Origin of the sequence: Duganella sp. CF458 (assembly GCF_900113115.1) — a bacterium.
Classification (GTDB): Bacteria; Pseudomonadota; Gammaproteobacteria; order Burkholderiales; family Burkholderiaceae_D; genus Rugamonas.
This window is the reverse complement of the sequence record NZ_FOOF01000001.1, coordinates 70,264-87,248: the sequence shown is the minus strand read 5'-3', so window position 1 is coordinate 87,248 and position 16,985 is coordinate 70,264. Positions and strand designations below refer to the sequence as shown.

Annotated in this window: 24 protein-coding genes; 7 read left to right on the top strand and 17 right to left on the bottom strand. The window is 59.0% G+C overall.

The genetic code is table 11. The annotated features are described in order from the left end of the window. Positions 1-26 precede the first annotated feature (26 nt). The gene (locus BM269_RS00415; protein WP_090434369.1) at positions 27-2,342 is read left to right on the top strand and encodes a CHASE domain-containing protein; all 2,316 of its coding nucleotides are present in this window, start codon (positions 27-29) and stop codon (positions 2,340-2,342) included. Here BM269_RS00415 and BM269_RS00410 read toward each other — a convergent pair. From BM269_RS00410 to BM269_RS00395, 4 genes are all read right to left on the bottom strand, one after another. Next, entirely contained in the window at positions 2,311-2,934 is a 624-nt protein-coding gene (locus tag BM269_RS00410; protein WP_090434367.1) for a CPBP family intramembrane glutamic endopeptidase, read from the bottom strand. The two genes, BM269_RS00415 and BM269_RS00410, sit on opposite strands and share 32 nt — an antisense overlap. 4 nt (positions 2,935-2,938) lie before the next feature. Next, positions 2,939-3,175 (bottom strand): hypothetical protein, encoded by a 237-nt coding sequence (locus tag BM269_RS00405; protein WP_090435553.1) that lies wholly within the window; start codon positions 3,173-3,175, stop codon positions 2,939-2,941. Between the two features lie 154 nt (positions 3,176-3,329). After that, positions 3,330-3,653 (bottom strand): low molecular weight protein tyrosine phosphatase family protein, encoded by a 324-nt coding sequence (locus BM269_RS00400; protein WP_090434364.1) that lies wholly within the window; start codon positions 3,651-3,653, stop codon positions 3,330-3,332. Further along, complete coding sequence (locus BM269_RS00395; protein ID WP_090434361.1) at positions 3,650-4,081, bottom strand: nuclear transport factor 2 family protein; 432 nt, start codon at positions 4,079-4,081, stop codon at positions 3,650-3,652. The genes BM269_RS00400 and BM269_RS00395 overlap by 4 nt, the downstream gene beginning before the upstream one ends. Before the next feature lie 141 nt (positions 4,082-4,222). Between BM269_RS00395 and BM269_RS00390 the strand changes: the two genes are divergently transcribed. The 3 genes from BM269_RS00390 to BM269_RS00385 are packed head-to-tail and all read left to right on the top strand — an operon-like array spanning position 4,223 to position 6,831. Beyond that, positions 4,223-5,944: a ribonucleoside triphosphate reductase gene (locus BM269_RS00390; RefSeq protein WP_090434358.1), complete on the top strand. Its 1,722-nt coding sequence runs from the start codon at positions 4,223-4,225 to the stop codon at positions 5,942-5,944. Positions 5,945-5,954: 10 nt separating this feature from the next. Beyond that, on the top strand, positions 5,955-6,128 hold the full coding sequence (nrdD, locus tag BM269_RS28945) for an anaerobic ribonucleoside-triphosphate reductase (RefSeq protein WP_139232637.1): 174 nt from the start codon (positions 5,955-5,957) through the stop codon (positions 6,126-6,128). Further along, positions 6,121-6,831, top strand: a complete 711-nt coding sequence (locus BM269_RS00385) for an anaerobic ribonucleoside-triphosphate reductase activating protein (protein ID WP_090434355.1) — start codon at positions 6,121-6,123, stop codon at positions 6,829-6,831. The genes nrdD and BM269_RS00385 overlap by 8 nt, the downstream gene beginning before the upstream one ends. A gap of 19 nt (positions 6,832-6,850) precedes the next feature. Here the strand turns inward: BM269_RS00385 and BM269_RS00380 are convergent, their stop codons facing one another. From BM269_RS00380 to BM269_RS00325, 12 genes are all read right to left on the bottom strand, one after another. Next, the gene (locus tag BM269_RS00380) at positions 6,851-7,156 is read right to left on the bottom strand and encodes an NIPSNAP family protein (RefSeq protein ID WP_090434352.1); all 306 of its coding nucleotides are present in this window, start codon (positions 7,154-7,156) and stop codon (positions 6,851-6,853) included. Positions 7,157-7,209: 53 nt separating this feature from the next. Continuing rightward, complete coding sequence (locus BM269_RS00375; protein WP_090434349.1) at positions 7,210-7,686, bottom strand: cupin domain-containing protein; 477 nt, start codon at positions 7,684-7,686, stop codon at positions 7,210-7,212. A 22-nt stretch (positions 7,687-7,708) separates the two neighbouring features. Then, positions 7,709-8,206, bottom strand: coding sequence for a hypothetical protein (locus tag BM269_RS00370; RefSeq protein ID WP_090434345.1), 498 nt, complete (start codon positions 8,204-8,206; stop codon positions 7,709-7,711). A 62-nt stretch (positions 8,207-8,268) separates the two neighbouring features. Beyond that, entirely contained in the window at positions 8,269-8,721 is a 453-nt protein-coding gene (locus BM269_RS00365; protein ID WP_090434342.1) for a nuclear transport factor 2 family protein, read from the bottom strand. 45 nt (positions 8,722-8,766) lie between these two features. After that, positions 8,767-9,138 carry a hypothetical protein gene (locus BM269_RS00360; RefSeq protein ID WP_090434338.1) on the bottom strand — a complete coding sequence of 124 codons (372 nt, stop codon included), beginning with the start codon at positions 9,136-9,138 and terminating at the stop codon, positions 8,767-8,769. 2 nt (positions 9,139-9,140) lie between these two features. Beyond that, positions 9,141-9,563, bottom strand: a complete 423-nt coding sequence (locus BM269_RS00355; RefSeq protein ID WP_090434335.1) for a hypothetical protein — start codon at positions 9,561-9,563, stop codon at positions 9,141-9,143. A gap of 7 nt (positions 9,564-9,570) precedes the next feature. Then, complete coding sequence (locus tag BM269_RS00350; RefSeq protein WP_090434332.1) at positions 9,571-9,873, bottom strand: hypothetical protein; 303 nt, start codon at positions 9,871-9,873, stop codon at positions 9,571-9,573. A 72-nt stretch (positions 9,874-9,945) separates the two neighbouring features. Then, a complete protein-coding gene (locus BM269_RS00345) occupies positions 9,946-10,518 on the bottom strand; it encodes a hypothetical protein (RefSeq protein WP_139232636.1) in 573 nt (190 codons plus the stop codon). Between the two features lie 106 nt (positions 10,519-10,624). Further along, positions 10,625-11,041 (bottom strand): hypothetical protein, encoded by a 417-nt coding sequence (locus BM269_RS00340; protein WP_090434327.1) that lies wholly within the window; start codon positions 11,039-11,041, stop codon positions 10,625-10,627. Between the two features lie 43 nt (positions 11,042-11,084). Then, positions 11,085-11,591: a DUF4240 domain-containing protein gene (locus BM269_RS00335; RefSeq protein ID WP_090434324.1), complete on the bottom strand. Its 507-nt coding sequence runs from the start codon at positions 11,589-11,591 to the stop codon at positions 11,085-11,087. Positions 11,592-11,674: 83 nt separating this feature from the next. Continuing rightward, positions 11,675-12,493, bottom strand: coding sequence for a sugar phosphate isomerase/epimerase family protein (locus BM269_RS00330; RefSeq protein WP_090434322.1), 819 nt, complete (start codon positions 12,491-12,493; stop codon positions 11,675-11,677). Then, positions 12,490-13,329 carry a phytanoyl-CoA dioxygenase family protein gene (locus BM269_RS00325; RefSeq protein ID WP_090434319.1) on the bottom strand — a complete coding sequence of 280 codons (840 nt, stop codon included), beginning with the start codon at positions 13,327-13,329 and terminating at the stop codon, positions 12,490-12,492. Before BM269_RS00325 ends, BM269_RS00330 begins: the two co-directional genes overlap by 4 nt. Before the next feature lie 104 nt (positions 13,330-13,433). On the opposite strand from BM269_RS00325, the gene BM269_RS00320 reads away from it, so the two are divergent. The 3 genes from BM269_RS00320 to BM269_RS00310 are packed head-to-tail and all read left to right on the top strand — an operon-like array spanning position 13,434 to position 15,919. Continuing rightward, positions 13,434-14,369 carry a LysR family transcriptional regulator gene (locus tag BM269_RS00320; RefSeq protein WP_229204443.1) on the top strand — a complete coding sequence of 312 codons (936 nt, stop codon included), beginning with the start codon at positions 13,434-13,436 and terminating at the stop codon, positions 14,367-14,369. A gap of 18 nt (positions 14,370-14,387) precedes the next feature. Continuing rightward, positions 14,388-14,741 (top strand): DUF6404 family protein, encoded by a 354-nt coding sequence (locus tag BM269_RS00315; RefSeq protein WP_139232635.1) that lies wholly within the window; start codon positions 14,388-14,390, stop codon positions 14,739-14,741. Beyond that, the gene (locus tag BM269_RS00310; RefSeq protein WP_090434310.1) at positions 14,738-15,919 is read left to right on the top strand and encodes a DUF418 domain-containing protein; all 1,182 of its coding nucleotides are present in this window, start codon (positions 14,738-14,740) and stop codon (positions 15,917-15,919) included. The genes BM269_RS00315 and BM269_RS00310 overlap by 4 nt, the downstream gene beginning before the upstream one ends. Here BM269_RS00310 and BM269_RS00305 read toward each other — a convergent pair. Continuing rightward, positions 15,886-16,914: a M29 family metallopeptidase gene (locus BM269_RS00305; protein ID WP_229204442.1), complete on the bottom strand. Its 1,029-nt coding sequence runs from the start codon at positions 16,912-16,914 to the stop codon at positions 15,886-15,888. The two genes, BM269_RS00310 and BM269_RS00305, sit on opposite strands and share 34 nt — an antisense overlap. Positions 16,915-16,985 lie beyond the last annotated feature (71 nt).

The window sequence follows — 16,985 nt, the reverse complement described above, 5'->3', positions numbered from 1 at the left end:
GTCTCCACAGTCCCGTCGGAGCAAGCATGCGCATACACGGATACCTGGCCTTCATTGTCGGTATTTGCGTTACCGTGTGGGTCTGCATGTTCGTGGTGAATGTGCAGGACCGCCAGACCAATGAAGCCTTCCAGCGCGATACGCAAAAGATTGCGCGCGACACCCAGCTTCGCCTGCAAACCTACTTCGACATGCTGCTTAGCATTAAGGGCGTCTTCGCGGTCAAAGACGATGTCTCGCGCGTGGAGTTCAGCCGCTACGTGCGCGAGCTGGACCTCAAGCGCCGCTATCCCGGCTTCCAGGCCATTCAGTTCGTGCGGCGCGTGTCATCCAGTCAACTAGATACTTATGCAGCACGCATCCGCGCCGATGACAGCCTGCAAAGCGGCGGCTACCCGGACTACAAGGTGCACCCTGCATCGGTGCGGCCGGAGCACTTCCTGATCGAATACAACGAGCCGATGCGTGGCAATGAAAATGCCTTCGGCCTCGACCTGGCCGCATTGGCACCCCATTACAAGGCCCTGCAACTGGGGAAAGCCACCGGCCGCGTAGTGGCCACGGAACGCATTACGCTGGTGCAGGATGCCAGCGGCCAGCCGGGATTCGTGGCGCGCGCCCCCATCTATCGGCGCGGTGCGTCGCTGCTGACGGAACAGGAGCGCGATGCGGCGCTGGTGGGCTTTGTGGCGATCGTATTCCGCGTGAACGACCTGATGTCGGAAACCATCGACAGCCCGATGCTGCAGCATCTCTACGTCAGCATCAACGACGCCGGCTACATCAATGATGGCGGCAATATGCAGCCCAATGTCGATAACCTGATGTTCAACAGCTTCGGCAAGCTTGGGTCGGGCGACCGCTTGCCGGCGTTGCCTGGCCTGGTCGGCAAGATCCCGCTCGATGTCGGCGAACGGCGCTGGGTCATGAATTTTGAAGGCCATGCGGGCGAGCGCTATAGCCGCGATCTCAGGCTGATTACCGTGATTGCCCTGGCCGGTTTCATCATCAGCTCCTTGATTGGCGCACAGATCATGACGCTGCAGAGGCGCCGCGCCCTGGCGCAAAAGCTGCGCATTACGGCCGACGAATTGCGCGCGTTGCAGGACAGCGCCATCGTCGGCATCGGCTTGTTCGCCAACGGCGTGATCGTGCGCTGCAACCGGGGGCTGGAGGAGATGATGGGCTACCAGCCAGGCCAACTGGCGGGCCGTGCCTGCAATATGCTGACGGGCGGACTTAGCGATCCTTTTGCCTGCGTGGCCGATGACACGCCGATGCATTTCGAGTTGGAGCTGGCCAGCGCCAATGGCCGGCGCTTGTGGTGCATGGTGAATGGACGCATGCTGGACCAGAACGAGCCGCGCAAGGGCTGCGTGTGGGTGATTATCGATATTACGGAGCGCAAACAGACCGAGGCAGCGCTGGTCGACACCAAGCATGGCCTGGAACGCAGCCTGAGCGAGCTGGCGCTGCAGAAGGCCAACGTGGAGTTGGCGCACAAGGATTTGTCTGCCGTGCTGTTGACGTTGAAGCAGGCGCAGGCCAACCTGATCACCTCCGAGAAAATGGCGTCGCTCGGCGCGCTGGTGGCAGGCATTGCGCATGAACTGAATACGCCAATCGGCAACAGCCTGCTGACAGCGACGGCGTTGAGCGATATGTGCAAGGAGTTCGAACGCCAACTTACCGAAGGCGGCATCAAGCGTTCGGCCCTCGACACGCACTTGAAGGATGCGCGCATGGCGTGTTCGATCATCACCAACTCGCTGACGCGCGCGGCAGACCTGATCCACTCCTTCAAGCAGGTAGCCGTCGACCAGACGTCCGACAAGAGGCGTTCCTTCAACTTGCATGGGGTCGTGCACGACACGCTTGCTGCTTACTCTGCCCAGCTACGGCGCGCCAACTGCGAAGTGAAGGTGTGGATGCCGGAAACGCTGAACTTCATCTCCTATCCCGGCAGCGTGGGACAGGTGTTGAGCAACCTAATTCAGAACGCCATCATGCATGCATTCGAGGGGCGCGAGTCGGGACACATCACCATCAGCGGCGTTGAAATGGACGATGAGAATGTCGAACTGCGCTTCGCCGACGATGGCAACGGCATGAGCGCGCGCACGCTGCGCCAGGTGTACGATCCCTTCTTCACCACCAAGATGGGGCAGGGTGGTTCAGGCTTGGGCATGAATATCGTCTATAACCTCGTCACCGGTGTATTGCGCGGCACCATCCACGTTGACTCCGAAGTTGGCAAAGGCACTACCGTGATCATCGCCTTGCCGCGCAATGCTCCCGCCAAGGATGTGCTTACGGAAGTCGACCTGCTGCACGCGCAGTAGCTTGCGGGGCTGCCGTGCCCTGCATTGACATGCGGCGGATTGCGAGCAGGCCGGCGATATCGATGGCGGCATGAATAATCATTGCGGCGACCAGTCCGACATACTGCGCAACGAAGCCGAAGAAGACACTCACAACGAAGACGCCCCCGGCCTGGATCAGCACGCGGCCATTCAGCTGGTTGAAGTTGTAGGCCTTGATATGCGCGAGCACGAATAGCGCGGACGTGAGCCATATGCCAAGCATGGGCTGCAACGCGCCACGGAACAGCAGCTCTTCTCCAAAGCCAGCCGCCAATGCAATCCATACAGGGTTCCAGCCTCTCAAGTCCAAACGGCTGTAGCTCTCAACGGTGGCTTCGTTAGTCTTTCGCGCAGCAGCATATTTGAAGCCAATGACGCCGAATATCCAGTACAGCATGCCAACCGCCAGGCCTACGCCTGCCTGCTGAGGTAGGGGCAGCCCGGCCAGCAGCTTGGGCATATTAGGCTTGTCGTGCAGCAGCGCGATGATTGCGATGGCAATTGCGGATAGGATCGCGCACGTGCGAAGTTGCCGGCCGAGAGTGAACCGGATTTTGGCGTCTTGGGTCATAGGGTCAGGAGCGCAAGTCTTCCAGGATTTTCAATGCCGCGCGCTCCGCCTCGGCCTCAGCGGCATGCTGGTCAAGTAAAGTAAGGTCTGCCGACACGCGTCGTTTTGGGTAGATGTGGGTCATATGCATCGGGTTCGCGGATGGGGCGAAGATGGAAACGTAGGCGCCCCATTGCGTCGTGCCTTCCAGCAGTTCGCCTGTGAACTCGATCTCATAATCGTCAACGCTTTTGATGGGCATGGTCATTCTCCGCGTGGCGAGAAGCTCCAGCATAGCAAATAATCCGGTCCGCTCTTTTGGTAACGACGCGCATTGTCGATGCGCTTGAACTGGTATCTCTCGGCACGGACTCTAGCGTAGAACGATCGAATGATTGGACATTGGCGGCGTGCGATCAGCGCAGGAACTTGCCGGCTTTGATTTCCAGAAGCCGGACCAGCTCGGCCTGCATATATTCGTAATCGTCAGGTATATCGAGGCAGATCACGCGCTTTCCGTTCAGGTGCGCCCTGAAATTCCTGGAAAGGCGATTGCGATGAGCTTTCTCCATCACGAAGATGATGTTCGCCCATGCTATCTGCTCGGTCGACTGCGCTACGTCGGCATCATTGCCAAGGCCCGCCGAATCGGTCTCCACATCCGGCCATCCGGCAAATACGTGTTCCGCCGTCGGGCTGCGCAGACGGTTTTGTGTGCAAATGAAAAGTGCTCGCTTCATGGAATCCTGGTTACATGGCTTACTACAATCGTCCAACTACCCTTAACACGCACCAGGGTATCAGTGAATCGAACGTCCAGCGCAAACGGCTTTCCGCCCGAGCGGCCTTTGAGCGACGTAATGCCCTGGACGATGGCCGCATCGCCATACACGCGTGCGGACATGCTGTGGTTCTCAAAGCGATCGTACTGGGGATCGCCGTCGCGAACTTCCTGAATCGCTTGCGCGCGGCTTTGAATGTCGGAGTTTGAGCTCACGAGATTGAATTCGGGAGCCAGCAAGCGCTCCAGCGCTGGAATATCGCGCAATCGAAAAGCTTCACACGCCGCTTGCGTGACGGCCATCACTTCCTGCTCCGGCGTTGGTGCCGCTGTCGCTGAATTCAGGGTCAGGGCAGCAAAAAGACAAAGCGCGCGAACAAAGGTCATGGCTGATCTCCAAGAAATTTGCACGAATCTTATCAAATTTAAACCAGATCAAGGAAATCAAAAAACGGCATTTTTGCACATGCTTTTCACTATATTTAGTGTGTAACATTCAGTTCATCACAACATGTAGTTCATAAAGCGATGAGTCAAACCCGCAAAACCACAGTGGACGTGGAGTCCTCAATCAACGAATACCTCCAGCAGCTCGACTGGCGCGTGAATGCCAACGCCAACCAGGGCTATTCGCTGGGCGGGATGATCCTCAACATCTCCGGCAAGATGGTTGCCAACTACTGGCTCGATCACATCTACCCGTGCGAGGTCGGCGAGGCGCACCGCAATGCCGACATCCACATCCACGACCTCGACATGCTGGCCGGTTACTGCGCCGGCTGGTCGTTGCGCACTTTGTTGAACGAGGGCTTGAACGGGGTGCCGGGAAAAGTGGAATCGGCTCCGCCGAAGCACCTGTCCAGCGCGGCCGGCCAGATCGTGAACTTCCTTGGCACGCTGCAGAACGAGTGGGCCGGCGCGCAGGCATTTAGTTCCTTCGATACCTACCTGGCACCTTACGTCCGCAAGGACAAGCTGGGATACGAGCAGGTACAGCAGACCATGCAGGAGCTGATCTATAACCTGAACGTCCCTTCGCGCTGGGGCACGCAAACACCGTTCACCAACCTGACCTTCGACTGGACCTGCCCGGAAGACTTGCAGCAGCAGGTGCCCTTGATCGCCGGAGAGGAGATGCCCTTCACCTACGGTGACCTGCAGGCCGAGATGGACATGATCAACCGCGCCTACATCGAAGTAATGATGGGTGGCGACGCCAAGGGCCGCGCCTTCACCTTCCCGATCCCGACCTACAATATCACGCCGGATTTCGACTGGCACGGTCCGAACGCGGAATTGCTGTTCGAAATGACGGCCCGCTACGGCTTGCCTTACTTCCAGAACTTCGTGAACTCGGAACTCAAGCCGAACATGATCCGCTCCATGTGCTGCCGCTTGCAGCTTGACCTGCGCGAATTGCTCAAGCGAGGCAATGGCCTGTTTGGATCGGCCGAACAAACCGGTTCACTTGGCGTGGTCACACTGAATTGTGCCCGCCTGGGTTACCTGTATGCCGGCGACGAGGCGGCGCTGTTCGCCCGCGTGGACGAATTGCTCGAATTGGGGAAGACCAGCCTTGAGATCAAGCGCCAGGTCATCCAGCGACTGATGGATGGCGGCCTGTTCCCCTATACAAAGCGCTATCTCGGCACACTGCGCAACCACTTTTCGACGCTCGGCGTGAACGGCATCAATGAAATGATCCGAAACTTCAGCGGCGATCAGGAAGACATCACGACCGACGCTGGCGCTGCGCTTGCGGTACGACTGCTCGATCACATCCGCGGCCGCATGCTGGAGTTCCAGGAGCAGACGGGTCACATGTTTAACCTCGAGGCGACGCCTGCCGAAGGCACGACGTACCGCTTCGCCAAGGAGGACCGCGTGCGCATGCCGCAGATTCTCCAGGCGGGCACGAAGGAAATGCCGTACTACACCAACTCTTCGCAGCTTCCAGTCGGCTTTACCGACGATCCGTTCGAGGCGCTGGAGCTGCAGGACGGCCTGCAAAGGAAATACACCGGCGGCACAGTCCTGCACTTGTATATGACCGAGCAGGTCTCCAGCGCCGACGCATGCCGGCGCCTGGTGCAGCGGGCATTGACACGTTTCCGCCTTCCGTACATCACAGTCACGCCGACCTTCTCGATCTGTCCAAAACACGGCTACTTAAGCGGCAAGCACGAATTCTGTCCCAAATGCGATGAGGACATCATTGCGCGCAAGACGCGCGAACTTTCAATCAACTGAGGAGATATGCATGAACGCCAATCAACCAAACCAGGACATCACGCTGGACAACGCCGAGCGCCAGCCTTGCGAGATCTGGACGCGTGTCATGGGCTACCATCGCCCGTACTCGTCCTTCAACGTCGGCAAGAAAGGCGAGTTCAACGAGCGCACTTATTTTGTCGAGCAGCGGAATAATGGCTGACAAGAAGCTCAAGGTCGGCGGCTACACAAAGTTCACGTCGACCGACTATCCCGGCGAGCTGGCAGCCGTGGTGTTCGTCCAGGGCTGTCCCTGGCGCTGCGGCTACTGCCACAACCCCCACTTGCAGCCGCGGGACGGTACGCCTGCGCTGGCATGGGGTGAACTGCTCGCCTTCCTCGCCGGCAGGGCCGGGTTGCTTGATGCGGTAGTGTTTTCCGGAGGCGAACCAACCATCGACCCCGCGCTGGAGAGCGCCATGCGCAGCGTGAAGGCGCTGGGCTTCAAAGTGGGCCTGCACTCCGCTGGCATCTACCCGGAACGCTTGAAGCAGGTCTTGCCGCTGGTGGACTGGATAGGCCTCGATATCAAGACATCATTCGACGCGTACGACGACATCACCGGTGCCAGCGGCAGTGGGAAAGCGGCGCACGCCGCTGCTCGTCTAGTCATCGACAGTGGCGTGCCATACGAACTCAGGACCACAGTCCATCCCGCGCTGACCACCCGCCGGCATATTTCCGCGTTGACGCGGCAGATTGCCGACATGGGCTGCAAGACGTATGCACTGCAGGACTTCCGTTCAGTGGGTTGCCGCGCGCAAGATCTGATTGATTCGTCCAGCGAGGGCGCGCTGGACAGCGAGATGCTAGGACAGGTGAAGTCCAGATTTCGTCATTTCACGCTCAGGCGGGCGGATGGCTAACGCACTTCTTTTTCAGGACTTATGCGAAAACGGGACGGAAGAAGCTTCTTTCGTAGCTAAGGAAGCAGCGCGTTTCTTCTGCATATTTGAATGCAGCCTGGCACTCGGGGTCGTCGAAAGACTTGATGCGGTATTCCTCATACTTCGCCAGGCTTGGGAACGAAAACATCGCCAATGCGACATCGCTCGCGCCCTCGGAAGGCAGGAAGTAACCGTGGTGCGTGCCGCCAAATTTTTCGACCAGTGGAATCCAGATTTTCCCGTAATGCTCGAATTCCTTAAGCTTGTGCGGGTCGATAATGTAGCGGAGGTAGCAGGTAACCATAGTCGTGTTCAGGAATGGTGGAGGGGCCTAGTATAAGTCCTTGCCAAGAATATTCACGGAACCCATTCTTTGTAGGGGCTATCTGACGCTCGGCCTGAAGAGTCGGTCCAAAGATCTTCAGGTTGCGACCGGTCCCGGTGCAAGATCCGATCATGGTCGGGATAAGTGATGCGGTCAGTCGGTGCCCGCGTTCCGACAATCATGCAGTGGACTGGAGACTGGCTCTTGTTCCAAAGGTAGTGGCCAACAGCATCGCCTTGTGGGAACGTCGCCGCGTCGCCCGGGGCAAGGACGGATTCATTTTCACCTTCGACGACGGTTACTTCGCCATCGAGGACGTACACCAGTTCATCCTCCGATTGGTGCCAGTGCTTGATCGACGAGCGGGTTCCTGGCATGAGAACGTGGATGAACGCTCCAAACTGGGATAGTCCACCAGGTTCGCTGATCCACTCCTCGCGGTTCAACAATCCGGGGGACGACGTCTCAATAGTCTCGACTAGCCTTTGCGAGGCGCGAATGATCGGCATATGTGTCCCTTCAGTTTAGTTACTACGTGTCGGCTTTGCCCAGCAGTTTTCGCGAAAGCAGGATCGTTATCCCTATTGCTCCAGCGAGAACGCACAACCAGTGCAAGGTATCGAGAGGGATGGCCCTTAGAAGCGGGTTCGAATTGCTGAACGGTGCAAGCGGCATGATATCCGAATGCATGATGCTGTCGAATACGATGTGCGTGAAGCTGCCCAATGCGGCTCCAATAGTCACATTGGCCATGCCCAGCTCTCGCCAACCGAACAAATTCGGCAGCCGGATGTGATTGGCAATTGCGCGCGCCGCGATGAATAGTACGACGGTCAGCAAGACGATGAGCGTCGCCCCGAGGTAGGTATGAAAGAACCGGTGCAGCGGAAATTGCTCGGTGCGCATGTAGTAGAGCGGTTCCACGTCGATCAGGACGTTCGCTGTGCAAAAGGCAATGAAGCTGACCCGCTTGGGGGCGATAGTGTGAAGTGCGGCTCCCGGGCCAAAGTGGAATGGAGTGATCGGCATTGAGGAGGGATCAGTGCTCGTAGTCAGATTCAGTCGGAGGGTGTGGATGCATCGTCATGGAGTCACGAGATGATGGGACTTGCCATCGCTTCCGCCGTGCCTTTGGACGCAATGCGGTGCAGGGTTCGTTCCAATGCGGCGGTATCGGGGTAGATACGGACGCGGGTCACGCGGCCCCAGCGGATCTCGATCAGGTTTACGCCTTCTGCGGTGGTTCTGACTCCGTCGGTGCCATTGTTTGTCTCGGTCCAGATCGCCTCGACCTGCGTCCGCCATGGCCAGCCTGAAACCCTTACCTCGTGAAGAGTGAAGTTAATTCCTTGCAGCAGGCGAAGCAGTCGTTCGTACCAGGCGCGGATCGCTTCCGGTGTTCGGCGGGTTCCCGACAGTGCGTGCGTGCCAACGAAATAGTGCGTTGCGTCTGGAGCCAGTTCGTCGGTTACGGCTTCGATGCGGCCCGCGCTGAGCCCTGCGAAAACCTGCGTGATCTTGCGGCGTACGATAGCGTGGTACATCTCACTTCCCCTTTGATAAGCTGCTTAAACTCGGCGTCGGAGTCTTCACGCCATTCGGAAAGATCCTAACCAGAGCAGGGCGCCAACGGTGAAAAAAATGATCCAGGACAGATGCCGGCCACCGGTGAAGTAAAGTGGCAAAAGGCCGGAAACCAGGGCGACTATGCTGAAGACTCGAAGAACTGAAGCAGTATCGAGGTTTTGTCCTGATGCCAGCAAGACGATGGCCGAAATGCCCCACCAAACCAGAGTGAGAAGGTGCCAGACAAACCTCAATGTGCCCGTGGTGAAGTCAGTTCCGCCGAATAGTTTGGGCAGGTTATCGCGCTTGAAGAGGCGAATGAGGATGTAACGCTCGCCAAGGTATGAATGCGCGAGGCCTGTGAGGAAAAGCAGCAATGCGGCGATAGTCAGCATGTTCAAGGTTTGGGTGCGGCTACGATGGCTGGTTGAAAGATCCGCTTCCGGCGAGCGATGAAGAATATAGCAGCGCTTCCGAACATGAATGCCCAGAGCTTTAGTTCAAACAGCACCTGGACAAGCGCTATTGGCCCATTAATGAACGCAGCGGTGAACAGTACGAATACTGCACTCGCCAGCAGGTGAAGGTAAGGTGCTTGGGGCAAGCGCTGTCCTGCCCACACTGTCAGCAGCGCACCGACAACTCCGAAGAGAAATGAAAACAACAGGATTAACATCCCTAAGTCCAGTACAGGGCCGTCATCGGTATAAAGTGCGGCGTCAAGATAAAGGGCTGGCAGCACGGATCCAAACAGCCATACTGCCCCGGACAAGGCGCCGATGACAAGTATGAGCCCGGTCTTCAGTTTCGTGTTTTTCATGTTTAGCCTAATGATTGCTGGTCCACATCGGTTGACCAGGTCTGGGGATTCCAGCTACCAGCAAATGCTGGTGCCGGCGGCAGAACAGCTCCTGGTACCAGCCGTAGTGTGGATCATTGCATATCGAAGCTTCAATGATTTCCGGTAGTGCGTTTTTCGGTGTGGTGAGGTCTTTTGCCAAATGGGCGAAGACCGAGCCGCGATTCGGCCAATCGGTCACTGTCGGCGGTTCGGTCAATGAGTTGCCATTGGCAAGCTCCCTCTTGAGGATCGCTGCCAGGTCTTCACAAAATAGCGCTTTGGTTTTCATCGGTCTTTTTTATTGGTACAACGAAATCACTCGCCTCTGCTTCACCTATGCGGGTGAACGATTGAGCCGATGCTATGGTGATTCTGGCCGACGAACCACCTCGCCGGGCCTTGATGCGGGGGCGCCAAGCCCGGAAGACACGGAGCGGCGAAGCGATTCGAATGCACGGTTCATGGACTGGTCGTAACCTGGCGGATTGGCCGGGAGATGTGGCCATGCGAAGCGCAGGCCTACGACGACGTCTGCGAAGGGTTTCTTCTCATCGATGATGGTATATGTCGCCCCTTGCTGACTAGCCTCCTGCGTGTAGATGGCCCAGCCTTCGAGCGTGCTGATGGACGGCGGCAGCCTGCCGTATTGCTTACCTATGGCAGATGCAGCCGCTTGCCCGCGCTCAGTCTCAATATGGAACAGGCTGACCGCGACATTGCTGGAATGCGGCGTCCCCCCGTCAGCTGGATTCGCGACCTGGAAAGCAGCAACCGAAACGGGCGGCTTGGTTTGCATGGCCATTACTGCCCATTGGTCGGGAACGGCGAAGCGCACATATCCCTTAGCTGTAACAATGGTGAATTCGGCGGCGGACGCCAGCGAAGTGATTGCCAGCATGGCGAAAGCGATGACTGGCTTGAGCATGAGATTCAAGCGACCTATCATCGCTGCTTGCCGCCATGCCGGCCGAACTCGTTGCCACCTCTGATGGCTGAATCATCGCCGGCCGGGAGGGGGATTTTACTTCCGATCTTCTTCATTATTGCGTGCAGCTGTTCTTATTCAACGTGATAGACGCTACCGGTTTTTCATTCATATCCGAGTAGGTGAACGCCTCCGATACCCCATGTTGATACAGCTCTTTCGATTGCTGGTTCTGGCATGACTGTTCTTTGATGACAGGGAATAGTTTGGTCGTCAATTCCGCCTGCAGGGACTCGGAGGCTTGGGCCGTGACCAGCGTGTATCGCTTTTCCAGTGTACGTTCGGTCGCCATCACGGCGTCCAGCCGTGTCAGGTGATCAACCATCACTGGCAGCTCTTTGTTGGATTCTGCCGCGATCTGCTTGAGCGCGTCGGGTGAATAGCGCGCGGCGACTTCGCCCTTCATGTATTGAACGTAGCCCAAGCCAGCGGCAGCGACTACAACAGCAAAGCCGATCAGAATTTTGTTCATGGTGTTCTACTTTAATTCGTCGTCCGGATCTGGTCAGCCCCTATCAGTCGAACCTTTCAGTCAGTTCAGGGAACCTGGCATCCAGGTCTTCCTCTTCCCATGGCGTACCTTCGACTTCATGCCCCATTGGCAGGTCATGCGCGGGGAAGTCATCGTATGATTTTCCGGTCTTCTCTTCCCAGACCTGGGATGCGATGTACTGGTAGCCTTCAATCTGGCAGTCGCCGTCATGGTCTTCCACGAACCCTGCGAGCGAATCGGCGTTGGCCAATGCGGCTTCGTATACTTTCTCGCCTCGAGAAATCAGCCAGCCCCTGAAATCCATGAAGCCGTCGTCAGAGCATCCGCCACCAATGATGTAGGCGGCACCCCAAAGGTCCCAGTGGTTGGCGCGGGCATGGTAGGCGCTCAGGTGGTAATCGAAGGAGACAATTTCGTCCGGCGCAATATCGCGCAGTAGTTCGCCAAGTGCCTCAAGCTGTTCGTCCGGATCGCCGCCGGCAGCCTGCCGCGATTTGTCGATGATGCTCCAAAATCCTGCTTTGTCCATTCTGTTCTCCGTGCATCAAGGAAATATTGCGAAAATGCAAATATCAGTATGACACTGAACGGAGAAAAGAAAAAGGGCATGGGTTACATGCAGTAGCGCTGGCGTAACAGGCCCAGCATCGCCACATTCTGGTCCCACGCATTGCTGACCGGTTGGCCGGTGTAAGGCAGGCTGAAGGTGTACGGGGCAGGTCCGAATTCCGGCGTGAGCGCCATGCGTTCGGCGCCGTCGTTGCGGCGCAGTTCGATGATGCGGTCCCACCACGCAAGATGCGCTTTCAGTGCGTCGGCATTTTCCGGCGCGCGGAAGTCTGCCACCTGCGGGCCTTGCTGGTGACCGATGCGGGCGTGGATATGACGCACGCGCGGCAGTACTTTAGCCAGCATCAATTCCTGATCTTCCAGCAGCGATTCGCAGGCCACGCACCAGTGCGAGAGGTCTGCGTTCAACTGCAGTTGCGGCAGGCGATCGAGGTAGGGCAGCAGCAGCATCGGATGTCCGCTGAAGCGGCTGCGGTGGATCTCGTGCACCACCGGCACGCCGTATTCTTCCGAAATGTCGGCGGCGAGCGTGATCAGTTCTTCGTTCTGTTTTGGTGTGTACCAATCCTTGCCGGTGTGCGAGTTGACCAGGACCGGTTGCACTTCGCAGGCGTTGCGCAGCAATTCGCCGAGTGCCTGTTTGTGGGCATCGAAGTCGCTATGGAACACTGTCTCCCATTGGGCGACAATCAAATCCAGGCCGGCGTTGGCGATCTTGTAGACCCAGCTGTCGCGCTGTGCTCGGTCCAGCGGCAGCGACATTTCGATGCCGTCAAAGCCGGCTTCCTTCACCTTGGCGATGAAGACGTCCGGCGGCAAGTCGTTGCTGCCCCAGTGTGGCGCGAAGATGCTGATTTTCACAGGAAGCCTCGCACTGGCAAGGATGCGTCGCGCTGGATCCAGTTACGCTTGGAGTATTCGGCGCGGCCGTCGGTCACGTGCAGGGTGTAGGCGTGGCGCGAAACCGGGGAGCGGTTCGGGGCGCTGTAATGCGGCAGCAGACCGTGGAAACAGACCAGCGAGCCGGCCTTGCATTCGAGCGGCACGGCGGTTGCGTCGGTCGGCCATGGCGTGTTGTCCAATTTTTCCACGCGCACCTGGTCGCCTTCGCGGATGAAGCGCTCGCGCAGCGGCGAGCGATGGCCGCCCGGTTCCGCCCACATGCAGCCGTTTTCCAGCGTGGCGTCTTCCAGCGCGAACCAGAAGGTGGTGACGCTGATCGGCGTGGTGTCGAAGTAAGTGGCATCCTGGTGCCAGCGTACTTCGCCGCCAATGCCGGGTTGCTTGAAGATGTACATCGATTGCCAGACCTGCGGTTCGGCCAGGCCGATATCGCGGGCGACCTGCTCCAGGCGCGCGTCGGCCGTGAAGGCACGGAAAGCGGGATCCAGGTCGTGCATGGCGTGGCCGATCTTGTTGATCGACAGCTCCTTGGCCTGTTTCAGTTGGCCGTCCGGGCCGAAGGCTTCCTCTTCAAAGAAGCAGCGCATGGTGTTGTCCGAGCCGAGGAAATAGTCGTCGGCTTTCTTCTCCTGCTCCTTGGTGGTGAAGATGCCTTGCGCGACCGCCGGGTCGAAGTCGTTCACGACTTGCGCGGCGCGGGCACGCAGGGCGGCGATTTGTTCTGCGCTCTTGAAACCGGGGATGACGATGAAACCATCCTTGGCGTATTGGGCTTTCTGGGCGTCGGTCAGCATGTGGAGCTCCTTTTCTTAACTTGGGTCATTGTAGGGAAGCCATTGGTTGCGAACAATGCGCAAACGGTTGACACATTGTCTCCAAAATGGAGACAATCGACGACATGGACCAGCTCAGGGCAATGGAAATATTCGTGGAAGTGGCGCGGCAGCGAAGCTTCAGCGGCGCAGCGCGCCGGCTGGGCATGACACGCGCCATGGTCAGCAAGCACGTCATCGCGCTGGAGGAGCGGCTCAATGCGCGCCTGCTGCATCGCTCCACGCGCGATGTGAGCTTGACCGATGCGGGGCAGGCCTACCTTGAGCCGTGCGCCTTGGCGGTGATGCAGGCGCAGGAAGCGGCGCGGGTGGTCACGCACGCCGGCATCGAGTTGGCCGGGCCGCTACGCATACAGGCGCCGTCCAGCTTCGGCAGCGAATGGCTGGCCGATGCGGTGGCGCGGTTCAGCCTTCCGCATCCGCAGTTGTCACCGCTGCTGCACGTGGATGATGCGCTGCTCGATCCGATTGAGCATGGCTTTGACCTGACTATCCGTGTGGGCGGCATTCCCGACAGCCGCGCGCTGGCGATACGGCCCCTGGCTCCCTGCCGTGGCGTGCTGTGTGCCTCGCCGGCTTACCTGGCGCGGGCAGGGCGGCCGGAGGTGCCGGAGGATTTGCATCGCCACCAGTGCCTGCATTTCAGCCACCTGACCGGCGGTATCGCCTGGCACTTTGCACGCGGCGGGGAGCGGGTCACGGTACGGGTGACGCCGGGCTTTACCGCCAACAATGGGATGGTGCTGCAGCATGCTGCCTTGCGCGGGTTGGGCATTGTTTACACGACGACCTTCCTGGCCTGGCGCGACATCATCGAAGGGCGGCTGGTGCCCGTGCTGGCCGACTGGGAACTACCTCTGAACCATTTGAGCGCGCTGTACCCGGCAACGCGCCAGCTATCGCCAAAAGTGAGGGCGCTGATCGATTTCCTGGTGGCGGAATACCAGCCGGTACCCCCGTGGGACCAGGCATTGGCAGATGCGGGGTTGCTCATTTTGTAACTTGGGTGCGACAATCGGATGATGAAAAGTTCACGACATGAGCGCGCGATTGAATTGTTGGAGGCTGCAGGCTTCCCCCGCCGGGATTTGCTGCCGTTGTTACACCGGATGATGTGGCGTATCGGTATCCGGGTTCCGCCGCCCCTGTTTGCACCTTTCCACGTCAATGTGCTGGTGTTTTGGCTGGCTTACGGCGCTATCGCGATCCTGAGTATGGCATTTGGACCAGCGCAAAGACTGGTTGTGAAAAATTCGGTTGTGCTGACCGGCGCTTCGTTTGGCCTGGCGTTGGCCTTGCTGATGGCTGCATTTTTCCTGCGCACGAGACTGGTCAATAAGCTGCCGACGTGGCAGGCGCTGGGGCTGCGGTGAAGGAAAGCAAGGACCGCCTGCTTAATGTCGACGCCCTGCGCGGTTTTGCGCTGTTCGGTATTTTGGCCGTCAATATCTGGCTGTTTGCCGATCCCTATTTTGCCTCCGGCGTGAACAACCCGCGCTACACGGGCGCGCTCGATATCGCGGTGCGTTTCGTCGTCGCGCTGCTGTTCGAGACCAAGTTCTACCTGCTGTTCTCCTTCCTGTTCGGCTACAGCTTTACCTTGCAGCTGGCGGCAGCCGATCGCGCGGGCGCTGCCTTCCGTCCGCGCATGTTGCGCCGTTCCGCGGGCCTGGTGGTGCTTGGTGTACTGCATGGCTGCCTGCTGTTCTATGGCGACATCCTGCACTTGTATGGCTTGCTGTGCTCCCTGCTCCTGGCCCTGTACGGCAGGCAGCGGCGCGCGATAGAAGTTGCAGCGGTGCTTTTGCTGTTGGCTGCCTTGATGCTGGCAGCGCTCGGTGCAGTCGTCCTGCTGGCAGGCGAGGGGGCACCGGAGCTGAAGCCGGTGTTTGCCAAGCTGGCAGCCTTCCATGGCGATGCGCGCAGTACGCAAGCCTTCGTTACGGGCGAATTTCCCACGACGGTGGCGCTGCTGCTGTTTGGCCAGGGGCCGAGCGCGTTTGCCATGTTCCTGTTTGGGATGGCGGCCGGGCGGGAGCAGATGTTTGCCAAGGTCGACGCGTTGCGTGCCTGGCTGCCGCGCATCCTGCGGCTCGGCCTGGTGGGTATGGCGGGCGCAGTGCTGTACGCGCTGGCCTCCGAGCTCGCTCCCGGCGGGGCGATGATCATCTTCGCCACTGCACTGAGCGTGCTGACCGCGCCTTTCCTGACAGCGGCCTATGTGGCGGGTTTGCTGATGTTGTTCGACAGCCGCCATGGCGCGCGCGTGATCGCTGCCTTGGCGCCGATGGGCAAGCTCGCCTTGAGCAATTACCTGTTGCAGTCGGTGATCATGGCCTGGCTGTTCACCGGCTACGGCATGCGCCTGTGCGACGAACTCCCGCCCATCGCCGTGCTAGCGCTGGTGCCTGCGATCTACCTCGCGCAGATGGCCCTCAGCGCCTGGTGGCTCAAGCATCACACATATGGTCCCGCCGAATGGCTGCTGCGCGCCATTACCAACTGGCAGTGGATGCCTCAGGAAGCGGGAACCCAGCCACCGTCGCGGTAGACCTGGTCGTCGTCGAGGTGGACCGCGTCGGTCTGGACGAAGACGTCGACGTGGAAGCGGGCGTCCTTGCGCTTGAACTGGGGCTTCTGGTATTGGCCGTGCTTGGCGCCCAGCGAGAGGTGGATGCCGCACATGCGCTCGTAGGTGCCGATATCGTCCACCGTGCGTTCGCGCGAGAAGGCGCGGTTCATGCCGAAGCCGAGTTCGCGCACCCACACTTCGCCTTCATGCGCGCGGATGATCGCCAGCATATTGTCGAATTCCGGCGTGCTGTTTTCGGCGCCGACCACGCGACCTTTTTCCACGATCATGGTGATTGGAGTGGTCGGGCGGTTGACGTGGAAGGTGGTGTCGCCGAATACAAATACCTTGACGCGGCCGTTGACCGCTTCCAGGTCCTGTGCTTCGGTGAATACTTCGCCGATCGGGAACAAGCCGCCGACATTCTTCATGGCGCCGTAGTCGCCGATATTCAGCTTGGCTTCTTCAAACGGGGAGGCGAACACCAGCCGCTCACCGCCGCTTTCCACCACGCCCGACTGCGCCCGCTCGATGCGCGCTTTCAGCGCATGGCCCACGCCGCGGTAGTACACCGGGTCGTAAGCCAAGGCATCAATATAGACAAGACCTTGCGCGCCCGGCATGCGTGACAAATGCATATGCTCCATCACCTTCAAGCCGCGCTTGAACAGCTCCATGCGGATGCGGTATTCGTTCAGGCGGAAGCTGGTGGTTTGCACCAGCACCACCAGGTCGCCCGCCTGTAGTTGCTCGAAAGCCGCAAGCACTTCATCCGGCTGCACCGTGTCGAAGTCGATGAAACGGCCGTCGGGCAGGGCCGTACGGTAGGCATCGGCCAGCACCTGGGACAGCGGGCTGCGCTGGTCGAATACCACTAAAGCCCGCTGTGGCGCGGCGTGTTCGATGGCGTGGGCGAGCAGGTCGCGTACGTTGCGGGCTGCCGAATCGCGGGCGGCAGGTGGAAAAGCTGTCATTATCAGGCTATAAAGAGGATGAGGCATGCGCATTATACGGCGCGCCGCCGCTTGAACCGGGAAAGGGCGCG

What these genes read in the sequence shown, in the direction of transcription:
- BM269_RS00380 (WP_090434352.1), bottom strand. Translation starts at nt 7,156, where the DNA reads ATGGTTACCTGCTACCTCCGCTACATTATCGACCCGCACAAGCTTAAG.
- BM269_RS00385 (WP_090434355.1), top strand. Translation starts at nt 6,121, where the DNA reads ATGGCTGACAAGAAGCTCAAGGTCGGCGGCTACACAAAGTTCACGTCG.
- BM269_RS00370 (WP_090434345.1), bottom strand. Translation starts at nt 8,206, where the DNA reads ATGCCGATCACTCCATTCCACTTTGGCCCGGGAGCCGCACTTCACACT.
- BM269_RS00415 (WP_090434369.1), top strand. Translation starts at nt 27, where the DNA reads ATGCGCATACACGGATACCTGGCCTTCATTGTCGGTATTTGCGTTACC.
- BM269_RS00305 (WP_229204442.1), bottom strand. Translation starts at nt 16,914, where the DNA reads ATGACAGCTTTTCCACCTGCCGCCCGCGATTCGGCAGCCCGCAACGTA.
- nrdD (WP_139232637.1), top strand. Translation starts at nt 5,955, where the DNA reads ATGAACGCCAATCAACCAAACCAGGACATCACGCTGGACAACGCCGAG.
- BM269_RS00355 (WP_090434335.1), bottom strand. Translation starts at nt 9,563, where the DNA reads ATGAAAAACACGAAACTGAAGACCGGGCTCATACTTGTCATCGGCGCC.
- BM269_RS00400 (WP_090434364.1), bottom strand. Translation starts at nt 3,653, where the DNA reads ATGAAGCGAGCACTTTTCATTTGCACACAAAACCGTCTGCGCAGCCCG.
- BM269_RS00390 (WP_090434358.1), top strand. Translation starts at nt 4,223, where the DNA reads ATGAGTCAAACCCGCAAAACCACAGTGGACGTGGAGTCCTCAATCAAC.
- BM269_RS00335 (WP_090434324.1), bottom strand. Translation starts at nt 11,591, where the DNA reads ATGGACAAAGCAGGATTTTGGAGCATCATCGACAAATCGCGGCAGGCT.
- BM269_RS00410 (WP_090434367.1), bottom strand. Translation starts at nt 2,934, where the DNA reads ATGACCCAAGACGCCAAAATCCGGTTCACTCTCGGCCGGCAACTTCGC.
- BM269_RS00395 (WP_090434361.1), bottom strand. Translation starts at nt 4,081, where the DNA reads ATGACCTTTGTTCGCGCGCTTTGTCTTTTTGCTGCCCTGACCCTGAAT.
- BM269_RS00405 (WP_090435553.1), bottom strand. Translation starts at nt 3,175, where the DNA reads ATGCCCATCAAAAGCGTTGACGATTATGAGATCGAGTTCACAGGCGAA.
- BM269_RS00325 (WP_090434319.1), bottom strand. Translation starts at nt 13,329, where the DNA reads ATGCTGACCGACGCCCAGAAAGCCCAATACGCCAAGGATGGTTTCATC.
- BM269_RS00340 (WP_090434327.1), bottom strand. Translation starts at nt 11,041, where the DNA reads ATGAACAAAATTCTGATCGGCTTTGCTGTTGTAGTCGCTGCCGCTGGC.
- BM269_RS00315 (WP_139232635.1), top strand. Translation starts at nt 14,388, where the DNA reads ATGATGAAAAGTTCACGACATGAGCGCGCGATTGAATTGTTGGAGGCT.
- BM269_RS00320 (WP_229204443.1), top strand. Translation starts at nt 13,434, where the DNA reads ATGGACCAGCTCAGGGCAATGGAAATATTCGTGGAAGTGGCGCGGCAG.
- BM269_RS00375 (WP_090434349.1), bottom strand. Translation starts at nt 7,686, where the DNA reads ATGCCGATCATTCGCGCCTCGCAAAGGCTAGTCGAGACTATTGAGACG.
- BM269_RS00350 (WP_090434332.1), bottom strand. Translation starts at nt 9,873, where the DNA reads ATGAAAACCAAAGCGCTATTTTGTGAAGACCTGGCAGCGATCCTCAAG.
- BM269_RS00360 (WP_090434338.1), bottom strand. Translation starts at nt 9,138, where the DNA reads ATGCTGACTATCGCCGCATTGCTGCTTTTCCTCACAGGCCTCGCGCAT.
- BM269_RS00365 (WP_090434342.1), bottom strand. Translation starts at nt 8,721, where the DNA reads ATGTACCACGCTATCGTACGCCGCAAGATCACGCAGGTTTTCGCAGGG.